At 68.6% G+C, this 20,664-nt stretch carries 22 protein-coding genes; 9 read left to right on the top strand and 13 right to left on the bottom strand.

Annotation, left to right across the window (positions count from 1 at the left end):
* Positions 1-19 precede the first annotated feature (19 nt).
* The gene (locus tag ACFCV3_RS09415) at positions 20-964 is read left to right on the top strand and encodes a nitrilase family protein (protein ID WP_376027978.1); all 945 of its coding nucleotides are present in this window, start codon (positions 20-22) and stop codon (positions 962-964) included.
* On the opposite strand, the gene ACFCV3_RS09410 is transcribed toward ACFCV3_RS09415, so the two are convergent.
* The 3 genes from ACFCV3_RS09410 to ACFCV3_RS09400 form a co-directional block, all read right to left on the bottom strand.
* Positions 954-1,364, bottom strand: a complete 411-nt coding sequence (locus ACFCV3_RS09410) for a 2-C-methyl-D-erythritol 2,4-cyclodiphosphate synthase (protein WP_376028727.1) — start codon at positions 1,362-1,364, stop codon at positions 954-956. The genes ACFCV3_RS09415 and ACFCV3_RS09410 overlap by 11 nt on opposite strands.
* Positions 1,365-1,429: 65 nt before the next feature.
* Positions 1,430-2,125 carry a 2-C-methyl-D-erythritol 4-phosphate cytidylyltransferase gene (ispD, locus tag ACFCV3_RS09405; protein WP_376027977.1) on the bottom strand — a complete coding sequence of 232 codons (696 nt, stop codon included), beginning with the start codon at positions 2,123-2,125 and terminating at the stop codon, positions 1,430-1,432.
* 51 nt (positions 2,126-2,176) lie between these two features.
* Positions 2,177-2,662, bottom strand: coding sequence for a CarD family transcriptional regulator (locus ACFCV3_RS09400; protein ID WP_012918679.1), 486 nt, complete (start codon positions 2,660-2,662; stop codon positions 2,177-2,179).
* A gap of 265 nt (positions 2,663-2,927) precedes the next feature.
* On the opposite strand from ACFCV3_RS09400, the gene ACFCV3_RS09395 reads away from it, so the two are divergent.
* Positions 2,928-3,566, top strand: coding sequence for a hypothetical protein (locus tag ACFCV3_RS09395; RefSeq protein WP_376027975.1), 639 nt, complete (start codon positions 2,928-2,930; stop codon positions 3,564-3,566).
* 314 nt (positions 3,567-3,880) lie between these two features.
* Here ACFCV3_RS09395 and ACFCV3_RS09390 read toward each other — a convergent pair whose 3' ends face one another.
* From ACFCV3_RS09390 to ACFCV3_RS09380, 3 genes are all read right to left on the bottom strand, one after another.
* Complete coding sequence (locus tag ACFCV3_RS09390; protein ID WP_376027972.1) at positions 3,881-4,909, bottom strand: iron-siderophore ABC transporter substrate-binding protein; 1,029 nt, start codon at positions 4,907-4,909, stop codon at positions 3,881-3,883.
* Positions 4,910-4,986: 77 nt separating this feature from the next.
* On the bottom strand, positions 4,987-5,664 hold the full coding sequence (locus tag ACFCV3_RS09385) for a response regulator (protein WP_376027970.1): 678 nt from the start codon (positions 5,662-5,664) through the stop codon (positions 4,987-4,989).
* Positions 5,661-6,878, bottom strand: a complete 1,218-nt coding sequence (locus ACFCV3_RS09380; protein WP_376027968.1) for a sensor histidine kinase — start codon at positions 6,876-6,878, stop codon at positions 5,661-5,663. Before ACFCV3_RS09380 ends, ACFCV3_RS09385 begins: the two co-directional genes overlap by 4 nt.
* Before the next feature lie 196 nt (positions 6,879-7,074).
* Here ACFCV3_RS09380 and phoU point away from each other — a divergent pair, with 196 nt between their 5' ends.
* Positions 7,075-7,785, top strand: coding sequence for a phosphate signaling complex protein PhoU (gene phoU / locus ACFCV3_RS09375; RefSeq protein ID WP_376027966.1), 711 nt, complete (start codon positions 7,075-7,077; stop codon positions 7,783-7,785).
* A 39-nt stretch (positions 7,786-7,824) separates the two neighbouring features.
* On the opposite strand, the gene ACFCV3_RS09370 is transcribed toward phoU, so the two are convergent.
* Genes ACFCV3_RS09370 through mshA form a run of 4 tightly spaced genes read right to left on the bottom strand, consistent with a single transcriptional unit; the run spans position 7,825 to position 11,660 of the window.
* Complete coding sequence (locus ACFCV3_RS09370; protein ID WP_376027964.1) at positions 7,825-9,126, bottom strand: hypothetical protein; 1,302 nt, start codon at positions 9,124-9,126, stop codon at positions 7,825-7,827.
* A gap of 52 nt (positions 9,127-9,178) precedes the next feature.
* Positions 9,179-9,925, bottom strand: coding sequence for a phosphoglyceromutase (locus ACFCV3_RS09365; RefSeq protein WP_376027962.1), 747 nt, complete (start codon positions 9,923-9,925; stop codon positions 9,179-9,181).
* Between the two features lie 10 nt (positions 9,926-9,935).
* On the bottom strand, positions 9,936-10,424 hold the full coding sequence (locus tag ACFCV3_RS09360; RefSeq protein ID WP_132409710.1) for a YbjN domain-containing protein: 489 nt from the start codon (positions 10,422-10,424) through the stop codon (positions 9,936-9,938).
* A complete protein-coding gene (gene mshA, locus ACFCV3_RS09355; RefSeq protein WP_376028724.1) occupies positions 10,425-11,660 on the bottom strand; it encodes a D-inositol-3-phosphate glycosyltransferase in 1,236 nt (411 codons plus the stop codon).
* A 139-nt stretch (positions 11,661-11,799) separates the two neighbouring features.
* On the opposite strand from mshA, the gene ACFCV3_RS09350 reads away from it, so the two are divergent.
* Both ACFCV3_RS09350 and ACFCV3_RS09345 read left to right on the top strand, forming a co-directional pair.
* A complete protein-coding gene (locus tag ACFCV3_RS09350; RefSeq protein ID WP_376027960.1) occupies positions 11,800-12,804 on the top strand; it encodes a hypothetical protein in 1,005 nt (334 codons plus the stop codon).
* Positions 12,801-13,544: an SDR family NAD(P)-dependent oxidoreductase gene (locus ACFCV3_RS09345; RefSeq protein ID WP_376027957.1), complete on the top strand. Its 744-nt coding sequence runs from the start codon at positions 12,801-12,803 to the stop codon at positions 13,542-13,544. The genes ACFCV3_RS09350 and ACFCV3_RS09345 overlap by 4 nt, the downstream gene beginning before the upstream one ends.
* Here the strand turns inward: ACFCV3_RS09345 and ACFCV3_RS09340 are convergent.
* Positions 13,538-14,800 carry an erythromycin esterase family protein gene (locus ACFCV3_RS09340; protein ID WP_376027955.1) on the bottom strand — a complete coding sequence of 421 codons (1,263 nt, stop codon included), beginning with the start codon at positions 14,798-14,800 and terminating at the stop codon, positions 13,538-13,540. The genes ACFCV3_RS09345 and ACFCV3_RS09340 overlap by 7 nt on opposite strands.
* A 110-nt stretch (positions 14,801-14,910) precedes the next feature.
* Here ACFCV3_RS09340 and ACFCV3_RS09335 point away from each other — a divergent pair, with 110 nt between their 5' ends.
* From ACFCV3_RS09335 to ACFCV3_RS09325, 3 genes are all read left to right on the top strand, one after another.
* Positions 14,911-16,035, top strand: coding sequence for an FAD-dependent monooxygenase (locus tag ACFCV3_RS09335; protein WP_376027954.1), 1,125 nt, complete (start codon positions 14,911-14,913; stop codon positions 16,033-16,035).
* Positions 16,036-16,188: 153 nt separating this feature from the next.
* The gene (gene typA, locus ACFCV3_RS09330) at positions 16,189-18,051 is read left to right on the top strand and encodes a translational GTPase TypA (RefSeq protein WP_132409720.1); all 1,863 of its coding nucleotides are present in this window, start codon (positions 16,189-16,191) and stop codon (positions 18,049-18,051) included.
* A 188-nt stretch (positions 18,052-18,239) separates the two neighbouring features.
* Positions 18,240-18,779, top strand: coding sequence for a L,D-transpeptidase (locus ACFCV3_RS09325; RefSeq protein WP_376027951.1), 540 nt, complete (start codon positions 18,240-18,242; stop codon positions 18,777-18,779).
* 27 nt (positions 18,780-18,806) lie between these two features.
* On the opposite strand, the gene ACFCV3_RS09320 is transcribed toward ACFCV3_RS09325, so the two are convergent.
* Positions 18,807-19,310, bottom strand: coding sequence for a macro domain-containing protein (locus tag ACFCV3_RS09320; RefSeq protein WP_376027949.1), 504 nt, complete (start codon positions 19,308-19,310; stop codon positions 18,807-18,809).
* Between the two features lie 133 nt (positions 19,311-19,443).
* Between ACFCV3_RS09320 and ACFCV3_RS09315 the strand changes: the two genes are divergently transcribed.
* Positions 19,444-20,235, top strand: a complete 792-nt coding sequence (locus ACFCV3_RS09315) for a L,D-transpeptidase family protein (RefSeq protein ID WP_376027946.1) — start codon at positions 19,444-19,446, stop codon at positions 20,233-20,235.
* Positions 20,236-20,242: 7 nt separating this feature from the next.
* Here ACFCV3_RS09315 and ACFCV3_RS09310 read toward each other — a convergent pair whose 3' ends face one another.
* The gene (locus tag ACFCV3_RS09310; RefSeq protein ID WP_376027944.1) at positions 20,243-20,593 is read right to left on the bottom strand and encodes a DUF2516 family protein; all 351 of its coding nucleotides are present in this window, start codon (positions 20,591-20,593) and stop codon (positions 20,243-20,245) included.
* Positions 20,594-20,664: the final 71 nt, after the last annotated feature.

Below are 20,664 nucleotides of genomic sequence, written 5' to 3'. Positions count from 1 at the left end.
TGGGCGTTTCGATGGCCGTATGACGCTCTTTCGCGCTGCCACCGTCCAGTTCCAGGCCGTCCCCGACCAGCCCGCCAAGAACCTCGCCACGGTTGAGCGGCTGGCCCGGCAGGCCGTTGCCGAGGGCGCGCGGCTAGTTGTCTTCCCCGAGCTCTGCCTGCTCGGCTACTGGCACCTGCGGCGGCACACCGATTCGAGGCTGGCCGAGCTGGCGCAGCCGGCCGACGGCCCGCTGATCCGTCAGGTGCTTGCCCTGGCCAAGGACCTGGATGCTGGGATCGGAGTCGGGTTCCTGGAGGCCGCCGACGATCAGCTCTTCAACGCGTACGCCGTCTGCCTGCCGACCGGCGAGGTCCACGTGCACCGCAAACTGCATGCCTTCGAACACGCGGCAATCGCCAGCGGATCGTCGTACACGGTGTTCGAGACGCCGTGGGGATTCCGGGCCGGGGTGCTGATCTGCTGGGACAACAACCTGGTGGAGAACGTCCGGATCACCGCGTTGCTCGGGGCCACGGTTCTGCTCGCCCCGCACCAGACCGGCGGGACCAACTCACGCAGTCCGCACGGGATGAAGCCGATCCCGCTGGAGGTCTGGGACCAGGATCCGACCGAGGCCTTCAACGGTCCGAACGGTCGTGAGTGGTTGCTGCGCTGGCTGCCGGCCCGGGCCCACGACAACGGGATCTTCGTGGTCTTCAGCAACGGAGTCGGCCCGGACGACGACGAACTGCGGACGGGCAATGCGATGATCCTCGACCCCTACGGCCGGATCATCGCCGAGACCCCGGTCCCCGCCGAGGCAGTCGTCACCGCCGACCTCGACCTGGACCTGGTGCCGCTGGCCACCGGTCAACGCTGGATGCGCGGCCGCCGCCCCGAGCTGTACGGGCCTTTGACCATCAGGCGTGACGAGGTCGACGCACGCACTGCTCGATTCTCGACGGACCCTGTCAGTAGATGAGGGCGGTCGCCATCGCGACGATGCCTTCGCCGCGACCCGGGAAACCCAGGCCGTCGCTGGTGGCGGCGGCGACCGACACCTCTGCGCCGCACGCCTCGCTCAGCACGTCCTCGGCCTCCTGCCTGCGCAGCAGGAACCGCGGCCGGTTGCAGACGACCTGGACGGTCACGTTGCCGATCTCGTACCCGGCGTCGCGCACCCGCTTGGCCGCCTCGGCCACCAGCGTCACGCCGGCCGCCCCGGCCAGCTCGGGTTCGTCGGTCCCGAAGTTCGTGCCGAGGTCGCCCAGACGGGCCGCGCTCAGCAACGCCGTACAGATCGCGTGGGCTGCCGCGTCGCCGTCCGAGTGTCCGGCAGCGCCGACGGTCTCCCGTGGCCAGTGCAGGCCGGCCAGCCACATCGGGCGGCCCTCCTCGAACGGATGAATGTCGATGCCGTTGCCGACCCGGGGGATCCTGCCGTCGATCAAACCAATCGCCTCTCCGCCAGCAGAGCCTCTGCCAGCAGCAAGTCCTGGGGGCGCGTCACCTTGAACGCGTCCGGCGACCCTTCGACCGTCAGCACGGTCACACCGAGCGCCTCGCACAGCATCGCATCGTCGGTCGCCCCGACCACACCGGCGGCATGCGCCCGCCGCAGTACGTCGGGGGCGAAGCCCTGCGGAGTCTGCACCGCGACCAGCGTCGACCGGTCCGGCGTGGCCACGACCTCGCCAGTGGGACCGACCTGCTTGATCGTGTCCGTCACCGCGACAGCCGGTACGACGGCTTCCGCGCCTGCTCGCACAGCCGCGACCACGCGCTCGATCGCGTCGACCGGGACGAACGCCCGAGCCGCGTCGTGCACGAGGATGCAGTCGATCCCCTCGACCGGAACCAGCTCGAGAGCCGTCCGGACCGAATCGGACCGCTCCGCGCCACCCACGACCACGAGCAGCCGGGTATCCCCGACGTACGGCGTGAGCTCTTTGATGACTGTCTCTTCGGTGCCGGGTGGAACCGCGACCACCAAACAGACGAGGTCGGCAGCGGACGCTGCCTTCAGTCCACGGACCGCGTGGACCAGCAGCGCGTCGCCACCGACCTCTCGAAACGCCTTCGGGGTCTCACCACCGAGCCTCAACCCGAGACCTGCCGCCGGAATGATCGCCGCCGTACTCATACGGCGACCGAACTGGACAGCAGGGTCACGGGATCAGACTCGACCTGACAATCAGGACGCGAGGACCTCGTCGAGGATGGCTTCCGCCTTGTCCTCGTTGGTGTGCTCGGCCAGCGCCAGCTCCGAGACGAGGATCTGGCGAGCCTTCGCCAGCATCCGCTTCTCACCGGCGGACAGACCACGGTCCCGCTCGCGGCGCCACAGGTCGCGGACGACCTCGGCCACCTTCATCACGTCACCGGAGTGCAACTTCTCCAGGTTCGCCTTGTAACGTCGCGACCAGTTGGTCGGCTCCTCCGTGTGCGGAGCCCGCAGCACGTCGAAGACGCGCTCCAGACCGGCCTGATCCACGACGTCACGCACGCCGACAAGATCGAGGTTGCACGCGGGGACCCGGACGACCAGGTCGTTCTGAGCGACGATCCTCAAGACCAGATAGGTCTTGTCCTCACCTTTGATCTGACGGGTCTCGATGTCCTCGATGACGGCCGCACCGTGATTGGGGTAAACAACCGTCTCGCCGACTGTGAAAGTCATATGTCACGTGCCCCTTTCCGAGACCTATCCTACCACGCAGTCGCTGGTCCGGTTCTGACGTTTGTGCTGGTCAGAGGCCATTTCCCGCCTTGACAAAGGCTCCCGGCCATGCCTCGTACGCGCGAGAACCGTTGCCCAGGGCCCACCCGGCGTCGGGTCCGGCCAGGGGTGGCATTACGCTGTGCTCCGCCGGAGGCCGTGCACTGAGTCCAGTACTCAGCCACCGCCGAAGGGCCCCGAAACAGCTTGCAGGAGAGGGATTCCAGTGCCGATCACGTTGTCCGCGCGGTCCGTCCGGCGCGCCGCGCTGGCGGGCGCCGCCGCCACTCTCAGTATCGTTCTGGCGGGCTGCGGCGCGGGCTTCAACGCCCAGACCGCCCAGCCGTACCAGCCGGCCGAGGGCACCAACGCCTCCTCCGGCGGCATCGTGATCCGCAACGTCCTGGTGCTCGCCGACGACCACGGCAAGGGCGAACTGCACGGCGTCGTCGTCAACAACGGCACCGCCCCCGACACCCTGGTGTCCATCACCCAGGCCCCGCCGGCACCGCCCGTCGCCGACGCCCCGGCCGTCGACGCGACCCCCGTCACCTTCGGCAAGTTCAGCCCCCTCGCCCTCCAGGTCGGCGCCGCCCTCCGCCTCCCCCAGACCGGCGGCATCGAGCCCACCCCGACCACCACCCCCACGGTGACGCCCACGGCCACGCCGACCGCCACCCCCACCGGCACCCCGAAGACCCCGGCCGCCGCCCCCTTCTCGGTCACCGGCGCCGAGCCCGGCAAGATGATCGACGTAGTCATCACCTTCGCCAAGGCCGGCCCCATCACCACCGCCATCCCCGTCCTCACCGAGGACCACTACTCGCCGACCCCCCGCGACGACGCCCCCAAGGGCGAGCACTGAGCCCTTGGTGCGGGTAGGTACCGGGTGAGTGCTCACCCCCCAACGCCTTGACCGAGCCACCGGCCTCTCCCACCAGTGCGGCCGTGATCAGCTTCGCGGTGCTGTTCGGTCAGGCCGGACCTGCAGGCCATCACAATTGCCGTTCGTTGCTCGGCCGCACGCTCAGCCGCTGTCGGCTCACGCAGTTGTGATGGCCTGGGCGTCCGCCACTGACGCAATCGGGCGAGGGGTGAGCAGCCGAACGGGCCGCTCCCGGCGCGGGGCGGCCCGTTCGTCGTGCCGGCGGGGCCTGTGGCCGAGGTCCCGTCGGACGTTCAGTTGGCGGCTTGGGCCGCTTTGGCGAGGCCGGGGATCATCTTGTCGAGGACCCAGGGGACGCTCAGGACGCTGATCGCGCTCTGGCCGGAGATGACCTGCTGGTCGTCCAGGACGTAGGCGGAACCGCGTTTGACGGCGCCCAGGGACGAGTAGACGGGGTCGGCGGCGAACTTCTGCGGGCCGAGACCGTCGACGTACGCGATCAGTACGTCGGCATCGGCGTCGGCGATCTTCTCCTTGCTGATGGTCAGCGCGAACTCGTTCTTGGTGTTGGCCTTCTGCAGGGCCTCGACCCGGGGCGAGTTCACGAAGCCCATCTGGTTGAGGATCTGCACGCGGGGGTCGCCCGGCATGAAGATGTAGTTCTCGGCGCCGAAGGAGCCGACCGCGAGCGTCTTGCCCTTGAACTCGGGGTGCTCGGCCGCGACCTGCTTGATCCTGTCGTTCAGGCCGGTGATCAGCTTCTCCGCCTCGGCCTTCTTGCCGAGCGCTTCGCCGACCAGCAGGGTCTGGTCCTGCCAGGTGGTCTGCCACGGGGCACCCGGGTACGCGACCGTCGGCGCGATACCGGACAGGGTGTCGTACGTCGCCTTGTCGAACCCCTCGTAGGGCGCCAGGATCACGTCCGGTTTCAGCGCGGCGATCTTCTCGAACGGGTACTTGTCACCGGTGTCGAGGAGTTCGGTCTTGGCCGGGTCGAACCATTCGGCGTCCCAGGCGGTGACGCCGGCCGCGGTCGGGCCGTAGGTGACCCTGGGCATCGCGACCGGGGTCTCGCCGAGGGCGTGGACGATGTCCTGGGCGTTCCAGCCGAGGGTGATGATCCGCTGCGGTTTCGCGGGTACGACGGTCTTGCCGAAGGTGTTCGTCAGCGTGACCGGGAAACCCGCCGTACTGGCGGTCCCTTGCGGCTGCGCGTCGTCGGCGCTGCTGCACGCGACGAGCAGGCTGGTCGCGATCAGTACGCCGGCGGCCGCACTGATCGCCCGGGCTGCACTGATCGCCGGGAAGGGGGGCAATGCCATCAGAGACTCTCCTCAGTCGAAACTAAGGACAGCCTAAGCTAACCCCGGCGGTCCTGACGACCCGCGGGGGCTGTGAGTCAGGACTCGAACTTGTAGCCGAGGCCGCGGACGGTGACCAGGTGCGCCGGGTTCGAGGGGTCCTTCTCGAGCTTGGAGCGCAGCCGCTTCACGTGCACGTCCAGGGTCTTGGTGTCCCCCACGTAGTCGGCGCCCCAGATCCGGTCGATCAGCTGCCCCCGGGTGAGCACCCGGCCGGTGTTGCGCAGCAGCATCTCGAGCAGCTCGAACTCCTTCAGCGGCAACCGGATCTCGGTCCCGCCGACGGTCACCACGTGCCGCTCGACATCCATCCGGACCGGTCCGGCCTCGAGGGTGTCCGGCAGCAGCTCGACGTCCTGACCGCGCCGCAGCACGGCCCGGATCCGGGCCAGCAGCTCGCGCGGGCTGTACGGCTTGGTGACGTAGTCGTCCGCGCCCAGCTCGAGCCCGACGACCTTGTCCACCTCGGTGTCCTTGGCGCTGACGATGATGACCGGGACGTTGCCGCGGCTGCGCAGCGCCCGGCACACCTCGGTACCGGACAGGCCCGGCAGCATCAGGTCGAGCAGCACGATGTCCGCACCGGCCCGGTCGTACTCGTCCAGCGCGTCCGGCCCGGTCTCCGCGACGGCGACCTCGAAGCCTTCCTTGCGCAGGACGTACGACAACGCGTCGCTGTAGCTCTCTTCGTCTTCGACGACCAGCACTCGGGTCACGAAGCTGTCTCCTTTGTGATCTGCCCTGACGGGGTAGGCGGCAGGGTGACGGCCGGCTCCTCCTGGCTGGGGGAACCGGTCTGGCCCGGGGCGGATTCGAGCCGCAACGGGAGTCTCACGGTGAATGTGGAGCCTTGGCCTTCGACACTCCAGACTCGCACGTCACCGCCGTGGATCGAGGCGATGTGCTTGACGATCGACAGCCCGAGCCCGGTCCCGCCGGTCTCCCGGCTGCGGGCCCGGTCGACCCGGTAGAAGCGCTCGAAGATGCGCTCCAGGTCGCTGGTCGGGATCCCGACGCCCTGGTCGCTGACGGTCACCTCGACCAGGTCGCCGATCGGGTGCGCGGCGACCGCCACCCGGGTGCCGTCCGGGCTGTAGTTGACCGCGTTCTCCACCAAGTTGCCGATGGCAATGGACAGCTGGTCCTCGCTGCCCATCACCTCCAGCTCCGGCTCGGTCTTCACGACGATCTTGATGTCGCGGTCCTCGGCGTCCACCCGGCAACGGTCGACCGCGGCCTCGATCACCGCGTTGATGTCGACCGAGTGCGGGTGCTCCAGCGGGTCGTCGCCCTGCAGCCGGGACAGCTCGATGATCTCCTTGACCAGGCGGCTGAGCCGGGAGGCCTCGACCCGCATCCGGTCCGAGAACCGCTGCACCGCGTCCGGGTCGTCCGACGCCTCGGAAACCGCGTCCGCGAGCAGGATCAGCGCACCGACCGGGGTCTTGAGCTCGTGGCTCACGTTGACCGTGAAGTCGCGCCGGATCGCATCCAGCCGACGCTCGCGGGTGCGGTCCTCGACCAGCACCAGCACCAGCTGGCTGCCCAGCGGCGCCACCCGGGCGCTCACGTACTGCGTCGCGCCGAGCCGGCCACGGACGATCTCCAGGTCCTGCTGGCGAATCTCGCCGTCACGGCGGACCGCGCGAACCATGGTCAGGATATCGTCGACCACCAGCCGCTCACCCCGCACGATGCCGAGCACGTGCGCCGGAGCGCTCGCCTGCAGCACCTGATCCTCCGGCCCCATCACGACCGCGGACGAGCGCAGTACCGACAGAACGGTCGCGACACCACCTGGTACGGCGGGGTCGGGGGACTCGGGGATCTTGCGCTGGGAGCGCTCGGAAAGCATCATCGCGCCGAGTGAAAGGAGGGCCAGGGCCGCGCCGATGACGCCGCCCAGCACCGCAGCCAGCGTGGGGTCCACGGCATCGATGCTACGCGGGCAACCAGTAGGGAAAGACCGAATGAGCACCGGATGACCGGGACACGTCTCAACTGTTCATCAGGCGTTCACCACTCGTCGCCGTCCGGCAACCTCGACGGCATACCGTCACCGGGGAGCGGGTACCGGCATGTCCGGCACCGGGGAACGGGCACACCACAGATCGGAAACGAACACAATGCGTGACAGTTACCACGAGCAGCTCGACGACATCCTCGCCGAGCTCGAGCGGATGACCCGGACCGTGTCCACCGCCGTCCGCCGGTCGACCGCAGCCCTCCTGGAGGCCGATATCCGCCAGGCCGAGGAGGTCATCGCGGCCGACATCCAGCTGGACGCGGCGGGTGAAGGTGTCGAGGAGAAGGTCTTCGAGCTGATGGCCCGCCAGGCCCCGGTCGCCAACGAGCTGCGGATGCTGGTCGCCGCCCTCCGGATGGTCGCCGACCTCGAGCGGATGGGCGACCTGGCCGCGCACGTCTCCAAGATCGCCCGGCTGCGCTACCCGTCCCCCGCCATCCCCACCGAGCTGCACGACGTCATCCAGGAGATGGGCACCGTCGCCGGCACCATGGTCGACGCCGCCGGTGACGTGATCAAGACCCGCGACGTCGAGGCCGCCAGCGCCCTCGAGGCCACCGACGACGAGATGGACAAGCTCCGCACCAACCAGTTCCGCCTGATGATGGACGACAGCTGGCCGCACGGCGTCGAGGTCGCCGTCGACATCGCCCTCCTCGGCCGTTACTACGAGCGCATCTCCGACCACGCCGTCTCGATGGCCCGCCGCGTCGTCTACCTGGTCACCGGCGAGCTCCCCGTAGCCGTCGGCGGCACCGCCGCCGGCTCCGGCGCCGGCGCCTCCACCCCGAACCCCAACGGCAACGACTGACCCAAAAGTGGCCCCCGGCAACCAGATGGTTGCTGGGGGCTACTTTTTGTCCGGCAGCGAGACCCGCTGGGCGGTGCGCCAGAGGATCTCCGCCTCCGCCAGGAACTGCGCGAACCAGGGATCGCCGGGCTGGAGAACGAACTTCGGCTCGCCCTCGGCCTGGTAGGTGTAGTACTCGACGAACAGGGCCGAGTACTCCGTTCGCCGATCAAGCGCGGCGTCGACGGCGACGACGCCGAGCGGGATCGGATGACGCGTCAGCCGGACCTCGAGTGCTCCGCCGGTCGTCGTGGCCAGTTCGGACAGCAGCCGCAGCGACTGCTCGATCCGGCTCCGGGTCGACGCCGGAGACCGCTCGGCGTAGTACCGCTCGGCCGCGACCTCGACCGCGGCCGACGACGGCTCGATCAGCAGCATCCGGATCGTGCACCCGCGCCGCAGCCAGCGCTCGAACTCGGTGTAGTTCTCCACCAGCAGTGTGTTCCGCGCGACCCCGGTGACGAACAGTTCGGTCGCGGCCTTCATCGAGTTCGTCAGCTCAGGCCCGAACGACTGGACGAACGCCGGGCGCGCCATCGTGCGCAGGCGGCGGCTCGGCGGCAGCGGCCAGGTGGCCCCCGCTTCCCAGAGCCGCTCGGCCTGCTGCGCATAGAACGAGAACCACCCGCCGTCGGACTCCGCGAAGTGCATGATCGGGCCGGGCTCGGAGGCGGGCCGCAGCTCCGGCTGCTGCACGGTCACGGACGCCGCGTCCCGCGAGCGGATCAGGTTCACGCCGATCGGCGGCACGAACGGCGCGACCCGGATCTCGAGGTTGCCCTGGGTACTGGCCTTGAGTTCTTCCAGTTCCTCGATCGTGGTCATGATCCGCTGCGACAGCAAGGCCGCACGGCCGGCCGGACGGTGCATCGCGGCCTGCCCGACGAGTACGTCGTCGGTCGGATCGACCACCAGGACGCGCAGCCGCGCGCCACGCACCAGCGCCCGGTGGAAATCGTCACGGGCGGCCTGGACCGTGCGCGCCATCGCGATCCCGATCAGCAGCACGTCGTCGGCCTCGGCCCGCCGGCGCGCCAGGTCGTCGGGGAAGTCACGCCTCAGGATCTCGGCCGGCTGCGAGCGGTCGGCGATCTCCGCGACCAGCCGCCGGGACCTGATCTGGGCGATCGCCAGCGCCGCGAGCAACGCCAGGATCGCCGAACTCAGCACCTCCGCCTCGGCCACGTTCACGATGCCGAGCACCGTGAACACCCCGGCCGCGGCAGTCAGCAGCCACAGATCGAAGTTGTCATCCGTCAACACCCGATGAACGGCCCGCGCCGAGGCCCGCAGGAGACTCACTCGCCTACCGTACGGACCCCCGCGCTCGCAGGTCGGATCCCGAGTGTCGAGGTCAGCGGCCCTGGTTCTTGACGGCTTCGATGGCGGCGGCTGCCGCGGTGGGGTCGAGGTACTCGCCGCCGGGGGTGATCGGCTTCAGGTCCTCGTCGAGTTCGTAGAGGAGGGGGAGGCCGGTGGGGATGTTGAGGCCTACGACGGTGGGCTCGTCGAGGTTGTCGAGGTGCTTGACGAGGGCGCGCAGGGAGTTGCCGTGGGCCGTGACGAGGACGGTCTTGTTCGCGCGCAGGTCCGGGACGATGGCGTCGTACCAGTACGGGAGCATCCGGGCGACGACGTCCTTGAGGCACTCGGTCGCGGGGAGGATCTCCGGCGGCAGGGAGGCGTAGCGGGGGTCACCGGCCTGGTCGAACTCGGAGCCGCGCTCGATCGGCGGCGGCGGGGTGTCGTAGGAGCGGCGGAAGAGCATGAACTGCTCCTCGCCGAGCTCCTCGAGGGTCTGCTTCTTGTCCTTGCCCTGCAGGGCGCCGTAGTGGCGCTCGTTGAGGCGCCAGGAGCGGCGGACGTCGATCCAGGAGCGCCCGGCGACCTCGAGGGCGATGTTCGCGGTGCGGATCGCGCGGTGCAGCAGCGAGGTGTGCAGGACGTCGGGGAGCAGGCCGCGGTCGCGGAGCAGCTCACCGCCGCGGTGCGCCTCCTCGACACCCTGGGCGTTCAGGTCGACGTCGACCCAGCCGGTGAAGAGGTTCTTGGCGTTCCAGTCGCTGTGGCCGTGGCGGAGCAGGATCAGACGATAGGTCATACCCCGCAGCTTATCGGGGCTCCAGCCAGCCCTTGAAGGCGTCCAGATTGCGGGTGGACTCGCCGCGCGAGATCCGCCACTCGTACTCCTTGCGGATCGAGGAGGCGAAGCCGAGCTCGAGGATCGTGTTGAACGACGAGTCGGCGTACTCCAGTACGGCGCCGAGCAGCCGATCGACCTCGGTCGGGGTGATCGCATGGAGTGGCACGCGGCCGTCCAGGTGGATGTCGCCAAGATGGTCGACGGCGAAGGCGACGCCGTACATCTTCAGGTTCTTCTCGAGCATCCAGCGGTAGACGGCCTCATGGTTCTCGTCCGGGTGCCGGGCCACGAAGGCATGCACCTGGACGGCCTGCGCGCCGACCGTCAGCGAGACCGTGGTCTTGAGCTTGCGCTCGCCCGGCAGGTCGGCGGTGAACTCCCCCGGCTTCACCTCCGTGAACTCCAGCGAGTTCTCGGTCAGTACCTGACGGATCACATCCGCCGCGGACACTCTCATTCAGAACACCTCAGCCGCCATCGTCTCCGCCGCGGTCCGGTACGCCGCGAGCGTCTTGCGAGCGGTCAGTTCCCAGCCGAATTCCTGGGCGTGCTTGACCGCCGCCCGGCTCATCGTCTCGCGGGTGAGCGGATCCGTCGCGATCCGGGCCAGCGCGTCGGCGAAGTCGTCGACCCCGTGCCCGTCGACCAGCAGCCCGGTCTGCCCGTTCGCGACCGCGGTCGTCAGGCCACCCACGGCCGCCGCGACGACCGGCGTACCGCAGGCCTGGGCCTCCAGCGCGACCAGCCCGAAGGACTCCGAGTACGACGGCACGCAGACCACGGAGGCGGCTCGGTACCACTCGGCCAGCCCGGTTCGCTCCAGCGGTTTCACGAATCGGGTCACGTCGTCGACCCCGAGCTCCCGCGCCAGCTCGGCATGCGCCTCGGGGTGCTCCATCCCGTTCCCCGACGGGCCGCCGATGATCGCGACCACCAGCCGGCTCCGGAGCGACGGGTCGCGCTCCAATATCCGAGCGGCCGCCCGGATCAGTAGATCGGGGGCCTTCAGCGGCTGGATGCGCCCGACGAAAGCCAGTACGACGGCATCCTCCGGTACGCCGACCGCCCGTCGCGCCGCGGTCTGATCACCGGGCCCGAACACCTCCAGATCCACGCCAGGGTTGACCACACCGACCTTCCCCGGCTGAGCGCCGTACAGGCTGATGAGCTCCTGGGCTTCGTCCGGAGTGTTCGCCAGCAGCCGGTCCGCGGACTCGACCACCTGCTCCTCACCGATCAGCCGAGCAGCCGGTTCCGGTACGTCGCCCTCGGCCAGGCTGGCGTTCTTGACCTTCGCCATCGTGTGCATGGTGTGCACGAGTGGGATCGCCCAGCGGTCCCGCGCCAGCAACCCGACCTGCCCGGACAACCAGTAGTGCGAGTGGATCACGTCGTACCAGCCGGGCTCGTGGATCGCCTCGGCCCGCAACACGGCCCGGGCGAAGGTGCACAGCTGGGCCGGGAGCTCGTTCTTGGTCAGGCCCTCATAAGGACCGGCGGCGACGTTGCGAACCGTCACGCCGGGCAGCAGTTCGACCCGCGGCGGCAGTGCCGAGGTGGTCGCCCGGGTGAAGACGTCCACCTCGATCCCGAGCTCCGCCAGCTGTTTGGACAGCTCCACGACGTACACGTTCATGCCGCCGGCGTCACCGGTCCCCGGCTGGTCGAGCGGCGACGTGTGCAGGCTGATCATCGCGACCCGCCGCGGCGGACGGTCGGCGGACGGCGGCAGACTCACCCAGCCAGCGTACGCCGGTAAGTAGAGCTACCACCCCCAAGGGAGGCGGACTGAGCCCACTGCGGTGCAGGGCTTGCACAGAAAGCATGAATACATGCACAAAGTCCTCGCCGAAGTACGCACCTGGCATCGCCCGCTGATGGTGATGGTGTCCGCCATGGCCGCCCTGGTCCTCGTCGCCGCGATCGGCCTCCTGGTCGACAACCGCGAAGTCCTGAACGAATCCGTCTGGCTCAAGCCGTTCAAGTTCGCCACGTCCTTCGTCCTGTACGGCGCCACTCTCGCCTGGTTGTTGTCGCGGCTCCGCAAGGCCAAGCGGTTCGGCTGGTGGACGGGCACCGTGTTCGCGGTCACCGGCGTGGTCGACGTCGGCTTCATCGTCATCCAGGCCGCGCGGGGCACCTTCAGCCACTTCAACGCCAACACCGACACGTTCAACCAGGTCGGTCAGCGGGTCTTCTCGTCCGGGGTGATCGGCCTGTTCGGCGCCAGCCTGGTGATCGCGATCATGTTGCAGTTCCAGCGGGTCGGTGACGCACCGCTGAACCGGGCAATCCGGACCGGCGTCGCGCTGGCCGCAGCCGGCATGTTCCTGGCCTTCTACCTGGTCGGTTCGAACGGCACCGAGACCCACACCACCGACGCGTACGGACGCCCGGTCACCCTGGGCGGCAGCCACAGCATCGGCGTCGAGGCCGGCGGCGCCGGTCTGCCACTCGTGAACTGGAGCACCGAGGGCGGCGATCTCCGCGTCGCGCATTTCATCGGACTGCACGCGATCCAGGTCCTGCTGGCGGTCGTCCTGCTGCTGAGCGTCCTTGCGGCCCGAGTGGTCTGGCTGCGGCCGGAACGGGTCCGCGCCCGGCTCGTCGGAGTGGCTGTCATCGCCTACACCGGTCTCATGGTCACCACTGCCACCCAGGCGTTCCGCGGGCAGTCGGTCATTCATCCCGACGGACAAACCCTGGGATTGTTCGGTGGATTCGTCGCCGTGAGCCTGCTCCTGCTGGTGTTCACGATCGCCTCCGCCCGGCGACAGGCCGCCGTACCTGAGACGGTTTCGGTCGAGATCCCGGCGGGTGGAAGACTGAAGGTATGACTGAACGTCCACTTGCCGTGGTGACCGGAGCGAGCAGCGGGATCGGGGCCGCCACGGCCCGCCGCCTGGCCAAGGATGGGTTCGAGGTGATCGCGGCCGCCCGGCGGCTGGATCGGATCGAGGCACTGGCCAAGGAGATCGACGGTCGTGCGATCCAGTGTGATGTCACGTCGGCGGACGACGTGGCAGCGCTGGCCGCGACTGTCGGTGACCGGCTGGACCTGCTGGTGAACAACGCCGGCGGTGCCTTCGGCGCCGAGCCGGTGGCCGACGCCGACCTGGACGCGTGGCGGCGGATGTACGAGGTGAACGTGATCGGTGTCGCGGCCGTCACCAAGTCGTTGCTCCCGGCCCTTATCGCCGGGCAGGGCACGATCATCGTGATGGGTTCGACGGCCGGCCAGGTGGCCTACGAGAACGGCGGCGGGTACGTCGCCGCCAAGCACGCCGCCAAGGCGGTCGTCGACACCCTGCGCCTCGAGCTCTTCGACCAGCCGGTCCGGGTCAGCGAGATCGCCCCCGGCATGGTGCGCAGCGAGGGCTTCGCGCTGACCCGGTTCGAGGGCGACCAGGCCAAGGCCGACGCCGTGTACGCCGGTGTCGCCGAGCCGCTCACGTCCGACGACATCGCCGATATCGTCAGCTGGGTCGCGAGCCGCCCGCCGCACGTCAACCTCGACCGGATCACCGTCCGCCCGCGCGCCCAGGCCGCGCAGCACAAGGTGCACCGCGTTCAGTAGGCGTGAGTCGGCGACACCTCGCGCGTGTGCAGTACGGCGTCGTACCAGGTGCTCGGACTGTCACCGGTGAGGTAGGAACCCGGGACGGCGATCCCCCTCGTTCGCGCGGTCTGGTTCAGCCACGCCCGGACCTCGGGCGGTTGCGGTTGCTGCCGTAGGTCGAGCGTGAACTGATCCAGGTTCGCCGCACCCAGCCGGTGCTCGAACCAGTCGGCCGCGGCCGGTGGCAGATTGACGCCGCCGAACGCCGTACCGCGGTCGAACGTGCAGCCGAGTGAGCGGTAGCGATTGCCGTACCACTCGCGGAGCGCCGTACCGACGTTCTTGAAGGCGGCATCTGGGCTGACGAACTGCAGGTGCGGAGCGTTCATCGTGTGGGCGTTGGCGGCCCAGTAGATGACCTTGTTGCGGGTGAATCCGTGCCACCACCGCACGTTCTCGGCCGCGCGCGCGTCCCGGTAGCCCCAGATCTCGGCGTCCGGCAGGCTGAACGCCGTGTAGAACGACAGGATCTGCCGGGCATGGTGCGCGGTGATCGCGTGGTCCCGGTCATTGGCGCGGTGCGGGAGCTCCGCGATCAGGTCGTGGACTGCCTGGGCTTTGGCGATGTACGGCGCCTTGTCCGGCACCTTGCGCCAGTACCACTTCACGTAGGCACCGATATCCGTCATGGTCGGCCGGATCGGGTCCAGGCTGCGGCGCAGTTCGGCCAGGCGGTGCGGGGCGCGGCGGCCGACGTACTCGTCGATCGCGTCGTAGGCGAGGTGCTTGGTGGCGAAGTACTCCGCGCCGGCGAAGCGGACCTTGTCCCGATGCGTGGAGTTGTAGGCGCGGAGGTATTCGAACAGCTCCGCGATCTCGTGGGTGCGGGTCTCCGTGCTGAGCTGGCGAACCAGCGCTCGCAGATCACCGCGGCCGGTGAGCACGTATTCGTTCAGCTCGGTGCCCAGCGACCAGTCGTCCTCGAAGGCGATCGCCCGGAAACCCAGCTCCTCCACGAGAAACCGGACCACCCGCACCTTGAGCCGGGTCATCTCGGCCGTCCCGTGCACGGCCTCGCCGAGCCCGACGATCTGCGCGCCACCGACCGACCGGCGGAGCTGACGGAGGTCGCCGACGGGTACGGCGTTGCGCCGGATCCAGCTGTCGATCGGGTCCACGGCCGCGAGCCCCGGCCTCGTACCCAGTGCGGCACCAGCCGCGATTCCCATTGAACCGGCGAGCATCCGCCGCCGCGTGATTGTCCTGGTATCCATGACGATCACTCTGGCCGCCGCAGCACCCGCCGGGCATCCGCCACGGGAAGGCTCCGCGAATACGCCCAGCGCCGTACGCGAAGAGCTCCGCAAACTCCTAGCGTGGACCCATGGCACAGCGAGCAATCGTGATCGGCGGCGGGATCGCCGGGCTGACCGCTGCAGCGTCATTGCTCCAGTCGGGTTGGCAGGTCCAGATCCTGGAGAGCGCGCCGGAACTGGGTGAGGTCGGGGCCGGACTGGCCGTGACGGTCAACGGGATCCGGGCCCTCGAAGCGATCGGCGCCGCGGCGGCGGTGCGACGAGCCGGGTACGCCGTTCGCCCGGCCGGCACCCGGCGTTCCGACGGCAAATGGTTGCTGAAGGCACCTGAATCGGCGCTGACCGAGATGATCGGGATCCACCGTCAGGCACTGCACGCAGCGCTGGCCGAGGCGGCCGGTGGCGCCGACCTTGTCACCGGCGCGCGCGTCACCGCCGTCAGCCCCGGTACGCCGGGAGCCGAACGAGCCAAGGTGATCTGGGGCACACACTCCGCGACTGCGGATCTGGTGATCGGCGCCGACGGGATCCGGAGTGCCACTCGGGACTCGCTCTTTCCCGGCCGTTCACTGGCGTACAGCGGCTATTCCAGTTGGCGTGCGGTGGTCGCCGACGGGATCACGCCGGCCGATCGGTTCGCGATGGTGTGGGGACCGCGAGCCGAGTTCGGCAGGTTGCGGATCAGCACCGAGCAGATCTATTGGTACGGGTACGTCGCTCTGCCGGCCGGCCACCGATTCCCGGACGAACTGGCCGCTGTTCACGAACACTTCGGTTCCTGGGCCCCCGACGTACAGGCGTTGATTGCCGCAACTGGGCGGGCCGAGTTGATCCGGCATGACGTATGGCAGCTGGCGAAGCCGTTGCCGCGGTACACCCGTGGGCGTACGGCGTTGATCGGTGATGCGGCGCACCCGATGCTGCCGACGCTCGGGCAGGGTGCGAACTCTGCTCTCGAGGACGGAGTGACGGTCGGGCTGCTGGCGCGGGCGGACGGTGATCTGCGGGACTACGAGAGCGCGCGCTACCGGCGTACTCAGAAGTTGGTGGCCAGGTCGGCGCAGATGGCACGGGTCGGCGCGCATCTCGGCCGTGGACAGTCGTTGCGCAACGCACTTCTGCGCTGCACTCCCGCCCGTACGGCGCAGCGCTCGGGCACGCGGATCCTGGACTGGCGGCCACCGCAGCGCTGATCGCGGCTCGCGATTCGTTGCCACGCACTGTGACAGGTAGGATAGAGGGGCTGTGCCTTGCGTCGAGTGGCCCCTGTTGAACCAACGTGGCGTGACTCACAACACGCCGTAGCCACCGCCTGACACCCAGTCTACTGCTTGGAGCGCTTCCCCATGCCTGTCCGTAACGACCTGCGCAACGTCGCGATCGTGGCCCACGTCGACCACGGGAAGACCACCCTGGTCGACGCGATGCTGTGGCAGTCCGGCGCCTTCGGCGCGCATCAGCACGTGGACGAGCGGGCGATGGACTCCGGTGACCTGGAGCGTGAGAAGGGCATCACGATCCTCGCCAAGAACACCGCCGTCCGGCACAAGATGGCCAGTGGCGAGACCGTCACGGTCAACATCATCGACACCCCCGGCCACGCCGACTTCGGGGGTGAGGTCGAGCGCGGCCTGTCGATGGTGGACGCCATCGTGCTGCTGGTGGACGCCTCCGAGGGCCCGCTGCCGCAGACCCGGTTCGTGCTCCGCAAGGCGCTCGCGCGCCGGATGCCGGTCATCCTCGTGGTGAACAAGGTCGACCGGCCGGACTCCCGGATCGCCGAGGTCGTGGACGAGACCTACGAGCTGTTCCTGGACCTGCTGGACCACGACGCCGACCAGAGCGCCCTGGACTTCCCGGTCGTGTACGCCTCGGCCCGCGCCGGTCGCGCCTCGCTGACCCAGCCCGCCGACGGCGGCCTGCCGGACTCCGAGGACCTCGAGCCGCTGTTCGAGACGATCATGGCCAACGTGCCGGCCCCGAAGTACACCGAGGACGCGCCGCTGCAGGCCCACGTGACCAACCTGGACGCCTCGCCGTTCCTCGGCCGGCTCGCGCTGGTCCGGGTGCACGAAGGCACCCTGAAGAAGGGTTCCCAGGTCGCGTGGTGCAAGCACGACGGCACCATCCAGAAGGTCAAGATCACCGAGCTGCTGATCACCGAGGCCCTCGAGCGGGTGCCGGGCGACTCGGCCGGACCGGGTGACATCGTCGCGATCGCGGGGATCCCCGAGATCATGATCGGCGACACCCTGGCCGACCCGGAGAACCCGGTCGCCCTGCCGTTCATCACCGTGGACGAGCCGGCCATCTCGATGACGATCGGCACCAACAGCTCACCGCTGGCCGGCCGGGTCAAGGGCACCAAGGTCACCGCCCGCCTGGTCAAGGACCGGCTCGACCGCGAGCTGATCGGCAACGTGTCGATCAAGGTCCTGCCGACCGAGCGTCCCGACACCTGGGAGGTGCAGGGCCGTGGCGAGCTGGCGCTGGCCATCCTGGTCGAGCAGATGCGTCGCGAGGGCTACGAGCTGACCGTCGGCAAGCCGCAGGTGGTCACCAAGGAGATCGACGGCAAGCGGCACGAGCCGGTCGAGCGCCTGACCATCGACTGCCCCGAGGAATACCTCGGCACCGTCACCCAGCTGCTCGCGGTCCGCAAGGGCCGGATGGAGCAGATGACCAACCACGGCACCGGCTGGGTGCGGATGGAGTTCCTGGTCCCGGCGCGTGGCCTGATCGGCTTCCGCACCGAGTTCCTCACCGACACCCGCGGTACCGGTATCGCGCACCACGTCTTCGAGGGCTACGAGCTGTGGTTCGGCGAGCTGCGTACCCGCCCGTCCGGTTCGCTGGTCTCCGACCGCACCGGCGTCACGACGTCGTACGCGATGGTGAACCTGCAGGAGCGCGGCACCATGTTCTGCGAGCCGGGCACCGATGTCTACGAGGGCATGGTGATCGGCGAGAACTCCCGCGCCGACGACATGGACGTCAACATCACGCGTGAGAAGAAGATGACCAACGTCCGGTCGAACGCGGACGAGTTCGAGAAGCTGGTGCCGGCCCGCAAGCTGTCGCTCGAGCAGTCGCTGGAGTTCTGCCGCGAGGACGAGTGTGTCGAGGTCACCCCGGACGCGATCCGGATCCGCAAGCTCGCGCTGACGCAGATCGAGCGCGCGAAGCTGGGGCGTAAGAACAAGGCCTGATAAGGCTTTTCGCAACACGGTTCGGCAACGCCGGGCCCGACGACGCGCGCCGAAATACACGGATGTGATACATCCTGTTTTCGGCCGGTCGTGGGGAAGTTTCTTCCGGATCGTTACCAACCAGATGTCGCTGCCCGACGTCTGACTCTGTGAAAGCAAAACTTCAGTTGGGGGAAGGAAGAATCACCATGGGGATTCTGCGTAAGCTCGGCGCCACCGTGACCGCCGTCGCATTCGTCGGGGTGGGTGCGCTGACCGCCGGTACGACGGCCCAGGCCGCGACCGTGGCACCGAAGACGGTAGCGGCCGTGCCGCAGAAGGCGGTCGCCAAGACCAAGTACATCGGCCGTTACCACCTGGACCCGCGGTGCATGAAGGGCCGCGTCATGTGCGCCAACAAGAAGACGCGCAAGATGGTCTACCTGGTCAACGGCAAGACGATCTACGTGCTGGACGCCCGCTTCGGCGGCTCCAAGACACCGACGCGCAACGGCCAGTTCAAGGTCTACCGCAAGTCGAAGAACCACGTCTCGTCGCTCTACAAGTCGAAGATGCCGTACTCGATGTTCTTCAGCGGCGGCCAGGCCGTCCACTACTCGTCCGACTTCAAGGCCCGCGGCTACAACGGCGCCTCGCACGGCTGCCTGAACATCCGCGACAAGGCCAAGCTCGCCAAGATCTACGCCCAGATCAAGATCGGCGACAAGGTCGTCGTCTACAGCGGCTGATCCTGCTTTCTGCACAGCGGCCGGGGCTCACGCCTCGGCCGCTGTTGCGTTCCCGAACGCCTTGTACAGCCGGGGTTCCACCAGACAGAACGTCGCCGTCACGACACCACTCGCCGTACGCCGAAGTGTCCCGACCGCGATCTCGGCCGCCGACCGCGCCGGCCACCCGAAGATCCCCGCCGACACCGCCGGCAGCGCCAACGTCTTCACCCCGAGCTCGTCCGCGATCCGCAACGCATTGCGGTAACACGACTCCAGCAACGCCGGATCCCGTTGGCCAGCGTTGTAGTTCGGCCCGACCACGTGGATCACGTACGACGCCGGCAGCGCCCCAGCCGTCGTCCACACGGCTTCCCCGGGCGATGCCCCCCGGGGATACCGCTCGATCAGCTCCGCCAGAATCTCCGGACCACCGGCCCGGTGGATCGCACCGTCCACACCACCTCCGCCCCGCAATGCGTGGTGTGCGGCGTTCACGATCGCGTCGGCGGGCACGGTGGTGATGTCCGCCGTACTCAGGACGATGTCCATCCGGGCCCTCCGGTCACGAGTTGCTTACGACGGATGTGCGGTGGTGGTGAGTAATTTACGCTGGGGGGCCAACAAAATTTGCTGTGAGGACGTCCTACGAGGTACGGGGACTGGGTCTACTGAGGGGTGTCCGATGCGCGCGCTGATCATTCGCAACGTGGTGGCCGGGGTGGTTGCCGGGGTGGCGGTTGCGGTGCTGGCTGGGGCTGGGGTGGTGGCGAAGGCGGCGCCGGCTGAGGTGAAGGTGGTGCCGTTCGAGGTGAGCGGGGAGCTGCCGATCTATCCGAAGGCCTTGTACAGGTACGGCGCGGTGAGTGTGAGCGTGCGGAAGCTCGAGGCCCGGTTGATCCAGCTGAAGGTGCTGGACAAGCGTTATCTGGACAACGAGTACGGGACGATGACCCGGGCTGCGGTGAAGAAGTTCCAGCAGTCCAAGGGGATTCCGCCGCTGGGGTATGTCGACCAGAACACGTGGGACAAGCTGCTCGCTGTCACGAAGGAGCCGACGCAGACCGAGCTGTACCCGCCGGTGCCGGTGGTGGACGGGCGGAAGCTGGACTCGCGGTGTGCGACCGGGGTGGCGTTGTGCATCGACAAGACGACGCGCAAACTGCGGTACGTCGTCGACGGTGTGGTGAAGATGCAGATGGACGTGCGGTTCGGTGCGGTGAAGACGGCGACCCGGGAGGGTGGCTTCACGGTCGGCTGGAAGAGCCGCAACCACGTGTCGAAGCTGTACGACTCACCGATGCCGTTCGCGATGTTCTTCAGCGGCGGCCAGGCCGTCCACTACTCGTCCGACTTCGCGGCCCGCGGCTACAACGGCGGGTCCCACGGCTGCGTCAACGTGCGGGACCTGGGCAAGATCAAGATCCTGTTCGACCAGGTGCACGTCGGCGACAAGGTGATCGTCTACCGCTCGTAAGCGCTGCTCAGAGCGGACGAGGGCCGCGCCGGCGGCGGATGCCCCAGCCACCCCGGCCGCGGCCGGTGGCAGCGCGCAGGGCGGGCCGGGCGTCGACGAGGTAGACACCGGCGGCGGCGATCCCGATCAGGCCGAAGAAACTCAGCCATCCCTGGAAGAGCTGGCTGAGCGAGAACACGCCCAGGATCAGCACCCAGCCGGGCTTGGTCAGCTTGTCCGCGGCGAGGAACACCGCCCGCGGCCGGAAGGCCGCATCGACGAGCGCCACCAGCTTCAGCGCGAGCAGCACCCACCAGATGATCTCGAACGGGCTCGCGAACCCCGGGAAGAGGTTCGGGAACGTGGCGAGTGGGAGCATGCCCCGAGCCTAGCCGAAAGACCGGGCGGCCTACCCCTGTGATCCACAGGTGCAGGCCGCCCAGGCAGAAT

This window comes from Kribbella sp. NPDC056345, assembly GCF_042262745.1.
In the GTDB taxonomy this organism is placed as follows: Bacteria; Actinomycetota; Actinomycetes; order Propionibacteriales; family Kribbellaceae; genus Kribbella.
The sequence above is the reverse complement of the archived record's forward strand: the minus strand, read 5'-3'. Positions and strand labels throughout refer to the sequence as shown.

What these genes read in the sequence shown, in the direction of transcription:
- ACFCV3_RS09365 (WP_376027962.1), bottom strand. Translation starts at nt 9,925, where the DNA reads ATGACCTATCGTCTGATCCTGCTCCGCCACGGCCACAGCGACTGGAAC.
- ispD (WP_376027977.1), bottom strand. Translation starts at nt 2,125, where the DNA reads ATGAGTACGGCGGCGATCATTCCGGCGGCAGGTCTCGGGTTGAGGCTC.
- ACFCV3_RS09325 (WP_376027951.1), top strand. Translation starts at nt 18,240, where the DNA reads ATGGGGATTCTGCGTAAGCTCGGCGCCACCGTGACCGCCGTCGCATTC.
- ACFCV3_RS09360 (WP_132409710.1), bottom strand. Translation starts at nt 10,424, where the DNA reads ATGAGAGTGTCCGCGGCGGATGTGATCCGTCAGGTACTGACCGAGAAC.
- ACFCV3_RS09315 (WP_376027946.1), top strand. Translation starts at nt 19,444, where the DNA reads ATGCGCGCGCTGATCATTCGCAACGTGGTGGCCGGGGTGGTTGCCGGG.
- ACFCV3_RS09350 (WP_376027960.1), top strand. Translation starts at nt 11,800, where the DNA reads ATGCACAAAGTCCTCGCCGAAGTACGCACCTGGCATCGCCCGCTGATG.
- phoU (WP_376027966.1), top strand. Translation starts at nt 7,075, where the DNA reads ATGCGTGACAGTTACCACGAGCAGCTCGACGACATCCTCGCCGAGCTC.
- ACFCV3_RS09340 (WP_376027955.1), bottom strand. Translation starts at nt 14,800, where the DNA reads ATGGATACCAGGACAATCACGCGGCGGCGGATGCTCGCCGGTTCAATG.
- ACFCV3_RS09320 (WP_376027949.1), bottom strand. Translation starts at nt 19,310, where the DNA reads ATGGACATCGTCCTGAGTACGGCGGACATCACCACCGTGCCCGCCGAC.
- ACFCV3_RS09345 (WP_376027957.1), top strand. Translation starts at nt 12,801, where the DNA reads ATGACTGAACGTCCACTTGCCGTGGTGACCGGAGCGAGCAGCGGGATC.
- ACFCV3_RS09415 (WP_376027978.1), top strand. Translation starts at nt 20, where the DNA reads ATGACGCTCTTTCGCGCTGCCACCGTCCAGTTCCAGGCCGTCCCCGAC.
- mshA (WP_376028724.1), bottom strand. Translation starts at nt 11,660, where the DNA reads ATGATCAGCCTGCACACGTCGCCGCTCGACCAGCCGGGGACCGGTGAC.
- ACFCV3_RS09410 (WP_376028727.1), bottom strand. Translation starts at nt 1,364, where the DNA reads ATGTGGCTGGCCGGCCTGCACTGGCCACGGGAGACCGTCGGCGCTGCC.
- ACFCV3_RS09390 (WP_376027972.1), bottom strand. Translation starts at nt 4,909, where the DNA reads ATGGCATTGCCCCCCTTCCCGGCGATCAGTGCAGCCCGGGCGATCAGT.
- ACFCV3_RS09335 (WP_376027954.1), top strand. Translation starts at nt 14,911, where the DNA reads ATGGCACAGCGAGCAATCGTGATCGGCGGCGGGATCGCCGGGCTGACC.
- typA (WP_132409720.1), top strand. Translation starts at nt 16,189, where the DNA reads ATGCCTGTCCGTAACGACCTGCGCAACGTCGCGATCGTGGCCCACGTC.
- ACFCV3_RS09310 (WP_376027944.1), bottom strand. Translation starts at nt 20,593, where the DNA reads ATGCTCCCACTCGCCACGTTCCCGAACCTCTTCCCGGGGTTCGCGAGC.
- ACFCV3_RS09400 (WP_012918679.1), bottom strand. Translation starts at nt 2,662, where the DNA reads ATGACTTTCACAGTCGGCGAGACGGTTGTTTACCCCAATCACGGTGCG.